Here is a 15,862-nt window from a genome sequence, read left to right as displayed (position 1 = left end):
TCTAATTCTTCATTTTTATTACTATTCATTTTGACAATCGTGTAAACTATTTACAAGAGCTAAGTATGTATAAAGGTTGTAAAAACATTTTTAAAATAGTATGGTAAACACTTCATGTATGAATATAATACTTAACATGTTCATTTAAATATACTATCTACGAAATCATATTTTCATTCCATACGTAGGGCAATATTACCGAATTGTTCTCCTTGCTGCATTCGATTTAAAGCTTGAATTGCTTCTTCTAATGGATATACTTTATCAATGATTGGTTTAATATTATGTTCCTCTATAAAATGAATCATCTCATTAAATTCCTCACTGCTGCCCATTGATGTTCCCATAATATCGATTTGATTATAAAATAATGCTCGTAACGGTAATTCAATTTTATCTCCTGAACTTGCACCAAAATTAACGATTCTTCCATTTGGTTTTAATATATCAAAATATTTTAAGAAAGTCGCTGGACCTATACTATCTATAATTAAATCTACTTTTTCTCCATGTAAGCACTCTTCCCAATTACCAGAACTATTAAAAGAAAAGTCTGCTCCATATTTTTCTGCAGCCTTTCTTTTGCTCTCTATCCTTGAAGTAACGCTCACCTTTGCTCCAATTGCTTTAGTAAATAACATAGCAAAAGTTGCTACACCACCGCCGATTCCTGGAATTAGAACATGTTCTTCAGATTTCAATTTACCTTTTGTAAAAAGTGCTCTATATGCAGTTAATGCCGATAAAGATAACACACCAGATTCTTCCCACGTAAGATATGATGGCTTTTTCACTACATTTTCAGCTGGCACAATAACATATTCGGCAAACGTTCCATCTGCTGGTCCACCTAATACTTTAGGTAACGCTGGTATTTCATGAGTATTATTCCATCCAATACTAGGATTTATAATAACCTCTGTATGTAGTGTGATATTTGAAACACCTTCTCCTAATGCCGTAACAATACCTGCACCATCTGATCCTAAAATTAATGGTAATTCCATTTCTTTTCTATTATTCATAATAAATAAATCACGATGATTTAAACCTGCTGTTTTTAATTTCACTTTAACTTCCCCAACATTAGGTGTTATCTCAGCTGATAATTTATATTCTAAACCTTCTAATCCTGTTTTATGTTGATGTATAATAGCTTTCATTAATTATTCCCCCTTAATACTTTCAATGTACTAGAAATATCGAAATAAATAAATTTTTTTGATTTCTAAGCGTCAAAAAAGGAGGAAATACAAAATGTATTCCTCCTTTTAAAGAGTATTTTCAAAAAGAATTTTATACCTTTAACTATTAATGTGTAGTATCAGGAAATGTAATCGTAACAACTGTTCCTTCATTTTCTTTACTCTCTAATTGAATAGTTCCGTTATATTTTTCTACAAGCCGTTTTGCAATAGATAGACCTAGCCCATTGCCACCTTGTTTTCTACTTCTCGCTTTATCGACTCTATAAAAACGGTTAAGAACAAATGGTAAATCCGATTCAGGTATTCCCGCTCCATGATCTATTATGCGAATATTAATTTTTCCTGACCGCATACTTGATTCAATGCAAATATACTTATTAGCTTCTTTCGTATACTTCACCGCATTATCCATTACAATAATAATAATTTGTTCTAAGTAAGATGATGGGATTGAAACATAAGCTTCATCTGTATCCAATTTCAGATCAAATTGAAAGTCAGTTTGCAGTACTGCAAAGTTTTGTGTAACTTGTTTCAATACGCTATTAACATGGACTCGTTCGGCTGCTACTGGATGCATCTGTTCTGATTCAGCCCTTGATAGCTCTAGCAGTTCTGAAACTAATTTATTTAATCGATCTACTTCTTTTAAACTGGATTGAAGGGATTTATCCAATACTGCTGGATCATTTTTCCCCCATCGATTTAGCATCGATAAGTGCCCTTGAATAATTGTTAATGGTGTTCTTAATTCATGCGATGCGTCTTCTACAAACTGCTTTTGCTGTGTAAATGAGGTTTCTACTTCATCCATCATTTCGTTAAAAAGAATTGATAATTTTGCGAGTTCATCATTATTTTCTCGTACTGGAACCCTTTCATTTAGTCCATTTTTCTTAATACGCTTCATCGTTTCTGTTATGTTTTGAACACTCGATAAAAGCTTTTTCGTTATTAGTATTCCACCTAAAAAACTAAACACTAATCCACATAACCCCGCAACAACCATTACCACTAAAATTATTTTTAATAAATGATCAAATGTCTCTAAGTTTTTCGCAAGCTCAATAGTTCCAGTGAATTTTTTTGTTTGAATGGGTATGCGCTCAACTAATATTCGATCCTCTATATGTCTTTTTATAAATGATTCATCTTGCGTAACCATCTTGGGCTCTATCCATGCTTCATTAAAGTCTCGTGAAACAGTAACAATAGGTTTTCCATCTCTTCCTATAATACGAATCATTTGATGCTTATCGATCATGTTGTTTAGAAATTCTTTACTATTTTCAAATGTTTTGCTCGAGAGCGTATCATTTTTTATCTTGAAAATATGCCGCTATTTCTGTCACTTGTCTGTTTATTTGTTTCTGTTCATAATCTATAGTCCACTTATTAATTACAATGAATTGTAATGCGCTATACAAAATAAACAAAATGAAAACTAGTGTAGTGGACCAAAGTGTTAATTTCCACTTTATAGGTAAATTTCTAATTCGGTACCTAATGTTTTTTATCATTTCATTATATATCCAGCACCGCGGACTGTTTGGATATACTCCTCCTTATCTACACTATGTAACTTATTACGTAAATAACGAACATATACATCGACTATATTTGTCTCAACCATTGCATCGTATCCCCATACTTGATCAAGTAAAATATCACGGGTAAGAACTCGATTTATATTTTTCATAAACATAAGCAATAGCTCGAATTCTTTATTTGTAAGTTCAATTTCTTCGTTTCCTTTAGTTATAGTTCGAGATTCAATCTGAAGCTGTAAATCTTTAAACGTAAGAAAAGATGTGTTTTTATGTTCTATATTTTCTTCTCTTCTAAATATAACTCTCATACGTGCTAAAAGTTCTTCAATCGCAAACGGTTTTGGAAGATAATCATCAGCTCCACTATCTAAGCCTGTCACACGGTCCATAATACTATCACGAGCAGTCAACATAATAATAGGTGTATTTTTAGTTGCCCTTAATCGACGACATACTTCCAGTCCATTTAATCCTGGTAACATTAAATCAAGTAAAATGAGATCATAACTTTTTTCAAGTGCAGCTTCTAATCCCTTTCTTCCATCAAGTTGTATATCTACTTTATATCCTTCATACTTTAATTCTAGTTCTAAAAAATCTGCCAAGCTTTCCTCATCTTCAATAATTAATATATGTTGCAACGGTACTTCCTCCTATGCGATTAAATGAATAAGCAATCCTATTCCGAATATAATTGCGATGATTTGATGTACTTTTCGATACATCATCAATTTTGTTTTCTGATTAGATTTCTGTAAAGTAAAGCCTGCAACCCCTAATGCTATTAAGGCTAAAAGAGAAAATATACCACTATATATTAGTATTATATGACGACTTCCTTTTATTAAAAAGTAAATGCCGTGAGTAGTCGTAACAGCTATTACAGCGTATCCAATTAATACGTGAAACTGTTTTATGAAAAGGTATAGCTCTTTAATCATTTTAAATCCGTGCATATTTTTTTTCTTTAAAAATAACCATATTTGACGTAAGAACCATAATGATGCACCTATAATTGCCCCGTATTCACCTAAAGAACCTAATTTCTTATTTAGCCATTGTACATTTAATACATTCCCGTACAAAACATTAATAAATAGCAATTCTACACTGCAAACAATAATAGTAATACCAATTATTTTAACATACATATGAACATATTTATTTCTTAGTATCTTCTCCATTTTTAAATCCCCTTACTTATAAAGGCTCTGTAACAAGCAGTGTATCAAATAAAAAAGAAAGGAACATGAGAGAATGATTAAAATAAAATGAGAATTTCAAAATAACTTACATCTTGTATTGGTCCTTTTTAGCTAAAACTATTATTTTTTGAATAAACGGGGCTTTTGCAGTTGTATATGAAACACGATCAAAAGGATATGTAGTAGCAAGTCTTACTTTTAATTCGCTATATTCTATTCGTGCCCATTCATGTTTTATGAGAAATCTCGGAAATAATAGGTTGTTCCTCCATTCTTCACTATTATAAATATAAACATGTAAATGGTGAGTACCAGCTCTCCATTTCCCTTTTCTAAAAAAACGCCAATTCGGTGTTTCTTTTGGAACATATTCATATCCAATTTTTGCAAGGTTTTCAGTCCAATTTTCAGTAATTTGTAAATTAGTTACGCCAATCATCATATCAATAAGAGGTTTAGCTCCTAATTCTTCTACCGCTGTACTTCCTATATGCTCAATAGCAATAATTTCTTCCCGCAACAAAGAAATGAATTTCTCTTTTTCTGTTACATATTCTTCATGCCATTCGTTTTGATATGGTTTAATTAAAATTTGTTGTTCCATTTTATTCTCCTCCTAATAGTATTTATCATTATATTTATAAAATTTCACGTTATTAACATAGGGATTCCGCAAAAATGTGTCGAATAATGCAATATACAACTTAATTATAGTAAATACGAGGTGAATAATGAAAGATATTCCAGTTAAAATTCAGTTAAATAATGTAACATTCCAATTAAAAGAACATCATAATTTTGATTGGCTTATGAAATTAGGAACAGTATTTACCGTTTTTGATCAGCAAGATTCAGGGAATATAAGTTTCGGTGTTGAAAAGAATGGGGAAAAGAAATTTATTAAATATGCAGGAGCATCAACTGTTGCATATGAAGGAACTTCAGATGCAGCTATTATTAGGTTGAAAAATTCAGTTACTATATACCATGAATTAAAACACAATTCTCTTATAAATTTAATTGAACACTACCCTGTACAACAAGGATATGTTTTAATTTTTGATTGGTTTGATGGTGAATGTCTTCACCCGCACTGGAGTTTCCCACCTCCAGCGAAATATATTGATCCTAGCTCACCATTTTATAAATTTAAGCATTTATCTATTAAGGAACGCATCGTATCATTGAATTCTATTTTTTCTTTCCACACTTACGTAGAACACAAAAACTATGTAGCTATTGATTTTTATGACGGTAGTATTTTGTACAACTTTAAAACGAATGAAACAAAAATTTGTGATATTGATTTATACAGTAACAAACCGTATGTAAATAAGATGGGGCGACTGTGGGGGTCCTCGCGTTTTATGTCACCTGAAGAGTTTCAACTTAATGCTATAATAGACGGGAAAACTAATGTATTTAATATGGGGGCTATGGCTTTCGCACTATTAGGTGGCGGGCAAGATCGTTCCTTTATGAAATGGGAAGCTAGTGAAGGCCTATATGAAGTAGCATACCGTGCTGTAAATGAAAATCGTAGTGAGCGCTATGCGTCAATGGAAGAGTTTAATACTGTATGGTTAAAAGTCTATAACGCTGAAAAGTTTTAAAAACTACATACATTATAAAATGTGTATATAAAACTTGTACTTTTATAATGTATAATACATATGGCATTGAAATTCAGGATAACGGGGCATGTATTATGAACTTTGTTTACATTAATCAAAATGTTTTAAATAACCTTCTATATATTTTAAGTAGTATATTTGTTTTTTATTTTATTTATGATAGTGGATACTTTAGGAAGAAATATAAGAAACTGCTTATCATTCTTTGTACGAGCATCCCACTAATTTTATGTATGCGGTACCCCATCTATATGGATGAAAATTGTATTCACGATTTAAGACAAATCCCCTTTTTAATTGGTACACTTTATGGTGGATTTCCTGTCGGTATTGCATTACTCATGATTTTATTAATAACACGTTTTATGTTTTATGGTTTTAGCCTGTTAACAATCATTGTGTATGGAACGATGTTAATAATTACAGCATTCGCATCATCAAAATTTAATACATACAATAGAAAAATGAAAGTAGCTTCATCCATATTTTTAACTTTTTCCTTGCATTGTTTACAACAGTAATTGTTTTAACTCTATCGGATTTTGAAGTGAATAATTTGTACATTATTTATTTCATTCTATTACCAACTATTTTAATATTATTTATGGTCTATTTTAATGAAGTTTTAAAAGATGCAATATGCATGCGATCAAAATTAATAAAAGTTGAAAAAATGGAGATTGTCAGTCAACTCGCTGCAAGTATTTCACATGAAGTACGGAACCCTTTGACGGTTGTAAAAGGGTTTACACAACTTTTAAAAACACCCAATATAACTCAACAATCCAGAGATGAATATATTGAACATATACTTGAAGAATTAAATCGTGCACAGGCAATTATTGATGATTACTTAACTTTTGCCAAACCCGCTTCAGAAAAACTAGATCGTATTTCAGTGGAGCACGAGTTACATCGAGTTATTAAAATGATATTGCCGTTATGTAATATGAATAATATTAATATTACACAAGAGTTCTCTGAGGGAATAATTATTGGTAATACACAGCACTTCCATCAATGTTTTTTAAATTTAATAAAAAACAGTATAGAAGCAATGCCAAGTGGCGGTAACCTAATTATATCTGCAACTGTTAATAATAATAAGGTCATAATACGGATTCAAGATAGTGGAATTGGAATGTCGCAAGAGCAAATTAATCGATTTGGCGAACCATATTTTAGTACAAAAACGAAAGGTACTGGTTTAGGAACAATGGTTGCTGTAAAAATTATCGAAACGATGCGAGGCACATTGAAAATCCGAAGTGTTATAAATAAAGGGACTACTTTAACAATCACATTACCTAAATGCAGTAATGAGGAGATTTCGTATAATAAATGAAAAAGGAGCTATTAAGCTCCTTTTTCATTTATTACGATACAAAAAGTACCTACTATGTTTTTTAAGTTTACATTTTGTAGAGACTAATTAGAAATTAGTATCCTCAGCCCCAACAGCTGCATCCAACAATTATTAATAAAATAAATAACACAACTAATAAAGCGAAACCTCCACCAAAACCACAAGAACCACCGAAACTCATGTTTTTTCCTCCTTTTGGTTTGAAAACTAATAGGTAGTTGATTTTTTTTACTGGTTCGTATTATACAGTATGTGTATCTCCCATTTTTGAGCATGTCTTCATAAAAATTAGTAAAAGCACTCTATTGAGAGTGCTTTAAAATGGGTACCAGAAACTTTGGAATACATTCAGCTTTAAATAAACTGCAATAACCAAAATGATAATACCAACAAAAAGTGTGATGTAATCCTCCTTTTGTGCGTCCTTTGCATAGTACCACGTTCGTGTATCCTTTTTTCCAAAACCTCTTAAATCCATTGCATTTGAAACAGTATCAATCCTTTCTAATGAATGAATAATAAGTGGCCAAAAAATTAAAACACGGTTTTTCATACGAATCCACAAGCTCGCTTCTCCTTTTTCAAAAGGTACGCCTCTTGCTTCCTGTGCGTGTCTAATGATTATATATTCTGATTGAATGCTTGGTATATAACGCAGTGCAATATTTATTGCATATGTAATTTTATAAGGAACAGCAAATTTATTTAAGCTGCTCACAAATTCACTTGGATGAGTTGTATAAATAAAGAGAAGTGTAAATGGTAATAACGTAAAATATTTCAATGAAAGTGTAGCTGCATAAAATAAAGTTTCATATGTAATTGTTGCATAACCTATATAAAAAAAAGAGGTATACGATCCCGTTAATTCCGATCCATGGGTGGGCGTAATAAAAAGAATCATAACGGAATTTAATAAACTAAATGTAAATATAACACTGAAAATAACTATTATTTTACGCAATTGAATTTTTGCAATTAAGAGACCGATACATCCAACAATAAATAAAATTAGCAATATACGAAAATCAAAAAATAAAAAAGTAAGTGTCATACAAAATATAAATATAGATAATTTAATTGCACCATCCATACGATAAAAATACGTATTATGCATATTCCTCCCTCCTATTAGCCTCAATATAAAGTTTCACAAATGTTTCTGGAGTTGGAATTCCGCTTAATTTAGCTAGTTTTATTAATGAAATCTCCCGTAGATTAGCTCTTTGTAATATTCCTTGATCCCCTAAAACAGCAGATACAGTATTGTCCGCAATAATTTTCCCTTCATGCAGAACTACCGCTCGATCTGCATATTCTAAAGCAAGATTCATATCGTGTGTGATAATAATAAAGGATATGCCCCTTCCAGCCAATTTTCTAATAAACGACATAAACTGTTTATAATGGTAATAATCTTGTCCAGCTGTCGGCTCATCTAATACAATAATTTTTGGGTTTGTTATAAGTACAGATGCAATAGTAAGCCTCTTTTTTTGTCCATAGCTTAATGCCTGAATTGGCCAGTTACGAAATGGATATAATCCACAAATTCTTAAAGCTTTTTCGACTCTTGTCTCAATCTCATCTTTAGAAACCTTTTTTAATTTTAATGAATATGAAACCTCTTCTAAAACAGTAGGCTGTGTAATCATTTGATTTGGATTTTGCATAACGTAAGAAATAACTTCCCCGCGTTTACGAATAGACCAAGAATTTATATTTTCTCCATCGAATGTTATTCTCCCATTCTTTGTTTTATTTATTCCTATAAGAGTATGAGCTAATGTCGATTTCCCTGCTCCATTATGACCCAATAACGCTACTATTTCTCCCTCTCCTATTGAAAGGTTGATATCTTCTAAGGCTGTATGTTTGTTATTGTACGTAAATGATAAATTTTCTATCTTGCATAAAGCTTTTTTAATATATTTATTTTTTGATGAAACTTGCTTCTGCATCCAGTTTTTTAATAGGCTATGAACGCCTGCATTACGAAGATTTTCAATTGGAAATACCCTAACATTATTACTGTCAAAATTTAATTTCTTTAGCGCCTCTATATAAATAGGTTCTCTTAGTCCGATATTTGGTAATATATTAGAATTTAAAATACTATCCGGTGAACCAATGGCAATAACTTCTCCCTCGTCTATTAAAATAATTTTATCTAAATCAAGGTTTAAAATTTCTTCTATTCGATGTTCAATAATTACAATTGTTTTATTATATTTCTCATGTATATTTTTAATAAGTTCTATTGTATTCAAACTACATGCAGGATCCAAATTAGCTAACGGTTCATCAAATAATAATATATCTGCATTTGTCGTTAGCAGACCTGCAAGAGAGACTGTCTGTTTTTGACCTCCTGATAATTCATATGGACTTTGTGTATGGAAGTCCTGCATGCTTACCTTGTTTAAAGAATCCGTAACAATCTTTCTCATTTCTATTTGATTTACACAATCGTTTTCTAATGCAAATGCTACATCCTCTTCGACCGTAAGACCTATAAATTGTGAATCTTGATCTTGTAATATTGTCCCTACGTGTTTACTCTGTTCAAAAACACTACCTTTTCTCGGGTCCTTTCCAGCTATTAAAATGTTACCGGTACTTATCCCTTCGTAAGAAAATGGGATTAGCCCATTTATACAATGCGCTAATGTTGACTTACCTGAACCACTTCGTCCAGCGATAAGTACCTTTTCCCCAGGATATATTTGAAATGTAATATTTTTTAAAGTAGGCTGCGTGGCATGCCTATATTGAAAGGTAAATTGTTCAAAAGAAATAATTGGTTGCATGTATTCATCCCTACTTTTCAATTTTTAAATGTGTATGTTTCTTATTTGATTTCGCTAATCCGATCGTGATTGGTAAGCCAAGAACTAAAAATACGATAACGTCTGCAATTGTTGCGCCTAGTACTTGTATAACTATTTTGTCAAACGGTTCTCCCATCACAATAATATCGAATGCTCCAGCAAATATAATAGCAATGACAATACCAATTAACCCTGCAATTGCAAAATAAGAAATATCACGGTTATTATACGTTCCATGTTTTACACTAAAACCAACTCTTTTTTGTATGAGTCCCATTGCAAAACCAATAATACCTGAACTAATAACCCATCCCCACCAAATACCCCAACCAGCGATCGTATCTGTAACGGTATGACCGATGAGTCCTATTAAAAGTCCTGCTACCGGGCCAAATAACGCTCCAAAAACTGTTAAAATAGCCAATGCGGGTTTAATAAATGTATTCGGTGCGATAGAAAATCCCCAAAGCCCTAATACCCCGTATAAAGCTGCTCCAATTCCAATAGCTACTACTAGCTTTGTCGTTAATTTGTTCATTACAATTCCCCTCTCGTATTATTCAACTTTTAATACTCTATATTTCTTTTGAAAATAAATTATGCATCGACACTTCCTTTCTATACAACAAAAAATGACCTCTTAAATAAGAGGTCATTTTCTTTCACGTACAAGAATCCCCTTATCTTTCAAAAGACACATAATGTCCTCTGCGGAATTAGCACCTTCCTATGTAATTACATAGGGGTTGCTGAGGCTTCATAGGGCCGTTCCCTCTACCTCTCTGGATAAGTATTAATTTGTAATTCGTATTATGGCACTAAGAAAGATAAATTTCAACACTTTTCTAATTATTTTTATTTTTTATTAAATAGTGCATTTAAATCATTGTATTCTTATCGGAATTATGAAATAATAAATTCAAAATTGTTACAGGGGGAATGTATGATGAAAGTAATTGGTTTAATTGGTGGGTTAAGCTGGGAATCTACATCACTATACTATAAACATATTAATACTCTAACACTCTCTCAATACGATCAAAATGCGAAGCTAGTTTTATATAGTATGGACTTTGGAGAAGTAACTACTTTATTACAAAACCATCAATATGAAGAAGTGAAAAACGAATTAGTCACAGTTGCTAAAAAGGTTGAAAAGTCCGGGGCGGAATGTTTACTAATGTGTTCAAATACGGTCCATTTATTTGCTGAGGAAGTAGAACAAGCAATATCAATCCCACTTCTTCATATCGGTGATGTAAGTGCTAAAGAAATGGTAGAACAGAATATAAAACGTATCGGACTATTAGGAACAAAACAAACGATGGAACAAGATTTCTATACATCAAGACTAGCAAAATATAACATTGAGACAATTATCCCAAATGACGAAGAAAGAACTTTTATCCATCACGTCATATTAAACGAATTAAGTAGAGGCATTATTTCAGAAACTTCAAGAGAGAAACTAATACAAATTACCAATTCATTAATTCAAAACGGTGCGGAAGGTATATTACTAGGCTGTACTGAAATACCATTGCTTATTTCCCAAAATGACCTTACTGTTCCTGTTTTTGATACTGCTTTTTTACACGCAAATACTGCTGTACAATTTGCTGGATAATAATATAAAAGCATAAAGGTAGATCCTCTATGCTTTTATATTGTCCGAACTATTTATTTAAAAGAGCATCAATAACTGCAATGGCTCTTTTGGAACCGCCACACTCTAAAAAACTTTCATTCAGTTTTCGAATGCCATGTTTATACTTTTTATTTGAAAGAACATCTGTTACCGCCTCTTTTAAAGTTTGCACATTAACATGCTCTTTCAATAATCTATGTGCTGCCTCAAGCTCAGTTAATCTTTGCGCTATCATAGGTTGATCTTTATCATGTGGTATTATCACAAATGGGACATTGTAATAAATTGCATCGTGCACACTATTCATTCCACCATGTGTAATAAAAACATCTGCTTCACTTAATATTTCTGATTGAGGTACGTAAGGGGCTATAATAAAGTTGTCTGGCGCTTGCTTAATTTTTGAAATATCATTTCTATCACCGATCGCCATTACTACAATCCCTTCTAAATTTGAAAAAGCATCAATACAAGTATTAAAAAATGGTTCGAGCCCTTCAAGAAGTGTTCCCATTGAAATATAAATAACTTTCTTTTTTGAAAGCAATTCAAGTGGAAACTTTGCATTTGTTTTGCGCTTTATAATACTCGGTCCAATAAAAACATTGTTTTCTCCGAACGAATCGCTATTAGGTTGAAAATAACGACTTGTATACACGAGACTAATATCTCCCTTATTATGCATAAATTGAAGATTATTTTTGGGCTTTACTCCAAATTCATGTTCCATTTGATACAGTAACTTTTCAGAGAGTTCATCGGGTTGGAATTGTATTTCTGCATTTGGATGAAAAGGCAAGGTTTCCAATAATTCTGGTGGAATTAAAAATATAGGAGAGGAAACTATGCCTGGAACTTGTAAATATTCCTTTACTAACTCTCCGGCACCAAATATATCATAAACTACGAAATCAAAATTTATGCTTTTACATAATTCTTTCGTAATTTCTAATATATATAAAGAAGTTTGAACATGTACATGAAAGAAAGATTTTAATCCATATGAAGTTTCATTATCAATAGAAATCTCCTTTAATAAATCCGGATGAGTATGTACAATAGCCCCCAAAACTTCAAGCCTTTCCTTAAAGTTTTCCGTTGTAATATAGTGTACGTTATCTCCTCTTTCAGTAAAGGCCTTTACTAAACTTAATGTAGGATTTACATGTCCCTCTGCAGGAAAATTAATTATTAAAATATTCAACACGTATTTCTCACTCCTTACAATTCAATGTTCTTATTAATCGTACTGTTATTATTACAAGCAATCTTCCTCTAATAGTCCCAATATGCTTACTACTTTAGGTTGATAAATAATTATCAGTCATCGAAAAGGCATCTACATAAGTAGATGCCTAACTGTGATAAGGAGTGTTCTGTGAGGTTAGGATAAGCTTTTCTGCTTGTCCTATGCTATCAATATATGAATTATTTTATAAAACGTGAATAGTTAATAGAATTATTTTAACCATTTTATTTGATCAAATGGATAATATACCATTTTCACTTTACCTATTACATGTGACTCATCGATAAGTCCAAGTGTATTCCTACTATCTTTACTATGATTTCGATTATCACCTAATACAAATAATTTATGCGAGGGAACTTTCATTTCTCTAAAGTTTGAAAAATGATTTGATACTTGTGACATATCTAACTGTATATACAACTCATCTCGCTTTTTACCGTTAATATATACTACATCGTTTCTTAATTGTATGTTATCCCCTGGTAATCCAATAATTCGTTTCACGTAGTATGTAGGCTCGTCTTCTTTTTTTATTATTACAACATCACCATGATGAAAAGAAGAAAAATAAACACTAGCCTTATTAACTAGTATGCGATTATTTTCATTCAAAGTAGGTTGCATCGAAATTCCCTCTACCATACAAAATAAAAATGACTTAATAATAATAATAATAATTCCTATTATAATTAAAATATAGCTACATATTTTTCTCCAATCTTTTAGAATCAATTGCTTCATATATACCTCATTTCTAATCTATTCGTATGTAAAAACGTCTCTAGTTCATATAAATGCCAGAGACGTTTCGTATATTTTAATTCTCCTTAGAGTCATCTATTTTTGGTGCTTCGCCAGTTAATCGCTTATTTTTCAAATCAAAATAAGCATCTAAAACTTCTTTTCCAATATCAGAGTTAATACCAGACTTATCATTTATAACCCATGGTACTACAACGGAAAATGCTACTTCTGGATCATCATATGGCGCATATCCTGCTAATGTTAAATTATAGCATTCTCTACGATTGCCTTTCTCATTTCTCCCAATATCACTTTCTCCACCGTATACAGTCTGTGCAGTTCCTGTTTTTCCAGCTGGTTTATAGGGTGCTTTTTGGAACGCCCTTACTCCCGTTCCATCCCCTTCTTGGAATACTTTCCTAAAGCCTTCTTTTACTTGATTGATATATTCTTCTTTCATATCAATTCTATTTAAAACAACGGGTTCTATTGATTGTACTACTTTACCGACCTCATCTTTTTGAACGGTTTGTTCTCTAATTTCTTGAAGAATTTGTGGTTTCATACGATACCCGCCATTTGCAATAGTTGAAATATATTGTGCAAGCTGAAGTGGTGTATACGTATCATACTGACCAATAGAAAAGTCTAATAAGAAACCTGGCTGATTATCTTTTCTCCCAATTTGCCCCGCTGTTTCATTCGGTAAATCAATACCTGTTGGAACACCTAAACCAAATTGTCTGAAATAATATCTCATCTTATCAAAGTATTCTTGTTTAATATCTAGTGAACTGTTCTTTACATAATCCACACCAGCAATTTTTAATGCTGTGTTAAACATATAAACGTTAGAGGAAACTTGTAAAGCTCTTAGGTCATCTATATCTCCAAAATCTTTCCATGACTTTTTCTCCTTAGTTCCTTTAAACTTCATAGGTGCATCATAAAAATGTGTTCCCGGTGTTATAGCTTTTGTTTCAAATCCGGTTAATACTGTAGCACCTTTAACAGTTGATCCAAGCTCGTATGAACTTGTCAGCGTACCTAAAGCGTAATCTTCTACTTCCATTTTCCCATCTTTTTCTACAAGTCTTTTCCCAGCCATCGATAATACTTGGCCGTTTTTCGGATTCATCATTACAACGAAAGCACGGTCTAACATTGATTCTGAACCTTTATATGCCTTTAATATTTTTTCTATACTCTCTTCTACTTTTTTCTGTAATTCCATATCAATTGTTAACGTTAAATTCTTGCCGCTTTTCCCTTCAGAAACTGTCTCCGTTCTAATTGTATTACCTTGTTTATCAGCAATACTTCTTACTTTTTCTTTCGTGCCATGAAGTACATCTTCGTATTGCTGTTCGATGTAACTTTTCCCGACCCGGTCATTCCGGCTATACTCCCGCACTAAATAATAATCTAATCGTTCACGTGGTAATCCCTCATCAGCATTCGAAACATTTCCAAGGACTGAACGGAATAAGCCATCATTTACATAGAGCCGTTCCCAATCAACTGATGCGTCAACCCCAGGGAGATTTGCTAAATTTTCGCTAACCACAGCATATTCCTTTTCACTAACATTTTTTTTTATAATTTGAGGTACCATTTGATAACCTGAAGTCATTTTACTTTTAATAGCTAACACTTCTATGTCTTTTGCTGTTAATTCTTGAAGATTTTTTTCTGTAACTCGCTTTCTTTTTAACTCTTCTATTTTTTTGTCTAACTCTTTTCCGTTAATATCCTTTACTCTAAACTTATCTATTTCTTTTTTAGATACTAAATCTTGAGTAAGTTTTGGATTTAACTGCATCCAAAAATCTTTCTTATCCGTCTCGGTTAACTTATCTATATCTTCTTGCGGCATTTCAATTATTTCTGCAAGTTGTCTTGCAGTTTTTAGCATTTCTTCCGATTTTACACCTTTCACCTTTGTATATGTAATCGTACGTAAAGACTTATTGTCCACCACTGAATTCCCTTCACGGTCATAAATTTTGCCGCGTGGTACTGTAAGACTAACAGTTGCATTCTCTCTTTTTTCTACTTCATTCTTATATGTTTCTCCATCGAAAATTTGTACTTTACCTAACTGGATTATAATTCCAGAAAATAATAAAAATACGCAAAAGAATAAAATATTTAACCGTATAGGTAGTGCTCTACCACTCTTTTTCTCTTTCTTTTTCACCCTGTCATAATCTCCTCCTTACAACATTTTTAATATTTTTTAGCTCTCTATATTAAAAGTAATGTACAATTTCCACACATTACTTTGTACGTATATTAATATAACGTTTAAAACTTAATAGAAATTAAAACAAATATAAAGAAAAAGTAAAGTTACTAAATTAAATATAAAAATACCAATAACAAAAGCTTAAGCTTGTAATTGGTATTAAGTATTTAGGGTTA

At 31.9% G+C, this 15,862-nt stretch carries 13 protein-coding genes, 2 pseudogenes and 1 riboswitch; of the genes and pseudogenes, 3 read left to right on the top strand and 12 right to left on the bottom strand.

Annotated elements, in window-relative coordinates:
- Window positions 1–173 precede the first annotated feature (173 nt).
- The 5 genes and pseudogenes from CDB3_RS10980 to CDB3_RS10960 form a co-directional block, all read right to left on the bottom strand.
- The gene (locus CDB3_RS10980; protein ID WP_128854505.1) at window positions 174–1,163 is read right to left on the bottom strand and encodes a zinc-binding dehydrogenase; all 990 of its coding nucleotides are present in this window, start codon (window positions 1,161–1,163) and stop codon (window positions 174–176) included.
- Between the two features lie 148 nt (window positions 1,164–1,311).
- Window positions 1,312–2,728, bottom strand: a pseudogene (locus tag CDB3_RS10975) (sensor histidine kinase).
- Complete coding sequence (locus CDB3_RS10970; RefSeq protein ID WP_071772638.1) at window positions 2,725–3,399, bottom strand: response regulator transcription factor; 675 nt, start codon at window positions 3,397–3,399, stop codon at window positions 2,725–2,727. The pseudogene CDB3_RS10975 and the gene CDB3_RS10970 overlap by 4 nt, the downstream one beginning before the upstream one ends.
- A gap of 12 nt (window positions 3,400–3,411) precedes the next feature.
- On the bottom strand, window positions 3,412–3,942 hold the full coding sequence (locus tag CDB3_RS10965) for a hypothetical protein (RefSeq protein ID WP_128854504.1): 531 nt from the start codon (window positions 3,940–3,942) through the stop codon (window positions 3,412–3,414).
- Between the two features lie 106 nt (window positions 3,943–4,048).
- Window positions 4,049–4,567, bottom strand: coding sequence for a GrpB family protein (locus CDB3_RS10960; protein ID WP_128854503.1), 519 nt, complete (start codon window positions 4,565–4,567; stop codon window positions 4,049–4,051).
- A gap of 127 nt (window positions 4,568–4,694) precedes the next feature.
- Here CDB3_RS10960 and CDB3_RS10955 point away from each other — a divergent pair, with 127 nt between their 5' ends.
- Together CDB3_RS10955 and CDB3_RS10950 are read left to right on the top strand one after the other, a co-directional pair.
- Window positions 4,695–5,576 carry a protein kinase family protein gene (locus CDB3_RS10955; protein WP_128854502.1) on the top strand — a complete coding sequence of 294 codons (882 nt, stop codon included), beginning with the start codon at window positions 4,695–4,697 and terminating at the stop codon, window positions 5,574–5,576.
- Between the two features lie 47 nt (window positions 5,577–5,623).
- A pseudogene (locus CDB3_RS10950) lies at window positions 5,624–6,942 on the top strand (LytS/YhcK type 5TM receptor domain-containing protein).
- Window positions 6,943–7,045: 103 nt separating this feature from the next.
- On the opposite strand, the gene CDB3_RS10945 reads toward CDB3_RS10950, so the two are convergent.
- From CDB3_RS10945 to CDB3_RS10930, 4 genes are all read right to left on the bottom strand, one after another.
- Complete coding sequence (locus CDB3_RS10945; RefSeq protein WP_016115012.1) at window positions 7,046–7,144, bottom strand: YjcZ family sporulation protein; 99 nt, start codon at window positions 7,142–7,144, stop codon at window positions 7,046–7,048.
- Between the two features lie 135 nt (window positions 7,145–7,279).
- Complete coding sequence (locus CDB3_RS10940) at window positions 7,280–8,080, bottom strand: energy-coupling factor transporter transmembrane component T family protein (RefSeq protein WP_128854501.1); 801 nt, start codon at window positions 8,078–8,080, stop codon at window positions 7,280–7,282.
- Window positions 8,073–9,773: an ABC transporter ATP-binding protein gene (locus CDB3_RS10935; protein ID WP_128854500.1), complete on the bottom strand. Its 1,701-nt coding sequence runs from the start codon at window positions 9,771–9,773 to the stop codon at window positions 8,073–8,075. Before CDB3_RS10935 ends, CDB3_RS10940 begins: the two co-directional genes overlap by 8 nt.
- Before the next feature lie 10 nt (window positions 9,774–9,783).
- Entirely contained in the window at window positions 9,784–10,332 is a 549-nt protein-coding gene (locus CDB3_RS10930; RefSeq protein WP_002013166.1) for an ECF-type riboflavin transporter substrate-binding protein, read from the bottom strand.
- 139 nt (window positions 10,333–10,471) lie between these two features.
- Window positions 10,472–10,587: riboswitch (SAM riboswitch) on the bottom strand.
- A 150-nt stretch (window positions 10,588–10,737) separates the two neighbouring features.
- On the opposite strand from CDB3_RS10930, the gene CDB3_RS10925 reads away from it, so the two are divergent.
- Window positions 10,738–11,421, top strand: coding sequence for an aspartate/glutamate racemase family protein (locus CDB3_RS10925; protein ID WP_000978599.1), 684 nt, complete (start codon window positions 10,738–10,740; stop codon window positions 11,419–11,421).
- 49 nt (window positions 11,422–11,470) lie between these two features.
- Here CDB3_RS10925 and CDB3_RS10920 read toward each other — a convergent pair whose 3' ends face one another.
- The 3 genes from CDB3_RS10920 to CDB3_RS10910 form a co-directional block, all read right to left on the bottom strand.
- A complete protein-coding gene (locus tag CDB3_RS10920) occupies window positions 11,471–12,649 on the bottom strand; it encodes a macrolide family glycosyltransferase (protein ID WP_128854499.1) in 1,179 nt (392 codons plus the stop codon).
- Window positions 12,650–12,901: 252 nt separating this feature from the next.
- The gene (gene lepB / locus CDB3_RS10915) at window positions 12,902–13,435 is read right to left on the bottom strand and encodes a signal peptidase I (protein ID WP_128854498.1); all 534 of its coding nucleotides are present in this window, start codon (window positions 13,433–13,435) and stop codon (window positions 12,902–12,904) included.
- 76 nt (window positions 13,436–13,511) lie between these two features.
- Window positions 13,512–15,638, bottom strand: a complete 2,127-nt coding sequence (locus tag CDB3_RS10910; protein ID WP_128854497.1) for a peptidoglycan D,D-transpeptidase FtsI family protein — start codon at window positions 15,636–15,638, stop codon at window positions 13,512–13,514.
- Window positions 15,639–15,862 lie beyond the last annotated feature (224 nt).

The sequence above is a fragment of the Bacillus sp. CDB3 genome, from assembly GCF_002081505.1.
Classification (GTDB): domain Bacteria; phylum Bacillota; class Bacilli; order Bacillales; family Bacillaceae_G; genus Bacillus_A; species Bacillus_A cereus_AT.
This window is presented reverse-complemented; position numbering and strand designations above follow the sequence as displayed.